Source organism: Spirosoma arboris, from assembly GCF_009754945.1.
GTDB lineage: Bacteria > Bacteroidota > Bacteroidia > Cytophagales > Spirosomataceae > Spirosoma > Spirosoma arboris.
In genome coordinates this window covers 1-1430 of sequence record NZ_WPIN01000053.1, presented here as the reverse complement: position 1 = coordinate 1430, position 1430 = coordinate 1, and the positions used below count along the sequence as shown (strand labels likewise).

The 1430-nt window shown below is 48.4% G+C and carries 2 protein-coding genes; both read right to left on the bottom strand.

The window, feature by feature from the left end; translation table 11 throughout:
- Positions 1-33: 33 nt before the first annotated feature.
- Positions 34-987, bottom strand: a complete 954-nt coding sequence (locus tag GO755_RS40605; RefSeq protein ID WP_449448588.1) for an ISAon1 family transposase — start codon at positions 985-987, stop codon at positions 34-36.
- A gap of 10 nt (positions 988-997) precedes the next feature.
- Positions 998-1360, bottom strand: a complete 363-nt coding sequence (locus tag GO755_RS40600; protein ID WP_157591160.1) for an ISAon1 family transposase N-terminal region protein — start codon at positions 1358-1360, stop codon at positions 998-1000.
- Positions 1361-1430 lie beyond the last annotated feature (70 nt).

Genomic DNA, 1430 nt, shown 5'->3' with positions numbered 1-1430 from the left:
GGATCAATCTCAAAAGTTGTGGATCAACTTAGATTAAGCATATAATTGGGAAAGTCGATACAAGAAGAATTCTACGTTGCGAACCCCTCGAAACTGACTCCTAAACGCCTTGATCTTGGCATTGAAAGACTCCGCCGAGGCATTCGTACTGCGGTTGTCAAAATAATTCAGGATGGTTTCATAGTGGTGCTGGATCGAACGAGCCACCGTGTTGAAGGCTTTAAAACCCGCCTGACGGACTTTCTCATGCCATTTGGCCAAACGAGCTAACCCGTACAGCTTATCGGTCGTATTCTCGAAAATATAGCTCAGCGATTGACTCAACTCATAAGCTGTCTGCAAATCCGGATACCGCTTAAACAACAAAGCTGCCCGCTCTCGCTGACTGAGCGTCCAGTCGGTGGACTTTTTATAGAGCACATAGCGACTGCGAGCCAGCAGTTGTTTCACCGTGTCGCCATTAGAAAGTAGCTCAGGTTGATACTCCAGCTGGTTGAGCTTAGCCTGCTCAAGGGCCTCATTCTCGGCCTCCAAGGCTTGCCAACGATACGCAATGCGCATGTCCTGAACCGCTTCCAGGGCCAATTGTTGTACATGGAAACGGTCGGTTACTTGAGTGGCCTTCGGAAAACATTTTTTGACAATCAGGGCCATGTTAGCGGCCATGTCCAGAGTAACCTCCTTTACCTTTTTGCGCTGGTTTTCAGGCAACTTACGCAAAACCTCGATTACCGTTTCGGCCTTGGTACCCGCCACAATCGCCACGATACTTCCTTGACCACCCTTAGCGGCTTTATTGGTCAGGATGGTATAAAGTTCTCCATGAGACAGACTGGTCTCATCCAGCGACAGATGGGCCCCCAGATTTTGAGGATACATCAGCCACTGTTTGGCATGGGCTCGTTGCTCCCAATGGGCAAATCCACGCTGACAATTACGATAGTGACGTAACAAAGCTTTGCCGCCAACTCCGTAAAATCCACCGATGGAACGGATGTTAGTCGAGTTGGTATCGACTGATTTGTTTTAAAAAAGCCGCGAACTCACTCGTCGTTCGCGTTCCATCCGCTACCTGAGTCCAGTCTCGATACACGACTTTTCCGGTTTGGGTATTGAGCCAGCGACGGCGTTTGATGTGAAGAAAAACCTGATGCCCTCGGATAGGGAAATCCTGAACGGTAATAGTGGGGAAGAAGCCTTTGGAAAGCAGATTCTTCCGTTCTGGATCCTGCTCGTCCGCGTTTTTCTCTTCGATATGAACCTGGAAGACGCCCTCAACACGGTTGATGGAGGTCAACTCGAAATTTTGCAGGATGAACTCAGGCAATAGAAACTGAATGATGGGCAAGAAGCTTTCCAAAACGACTCGGTTTGATTAATTCACAAACCTAGATAAATACAACCCCCTCCACAAGTATTGTGCTTGATCC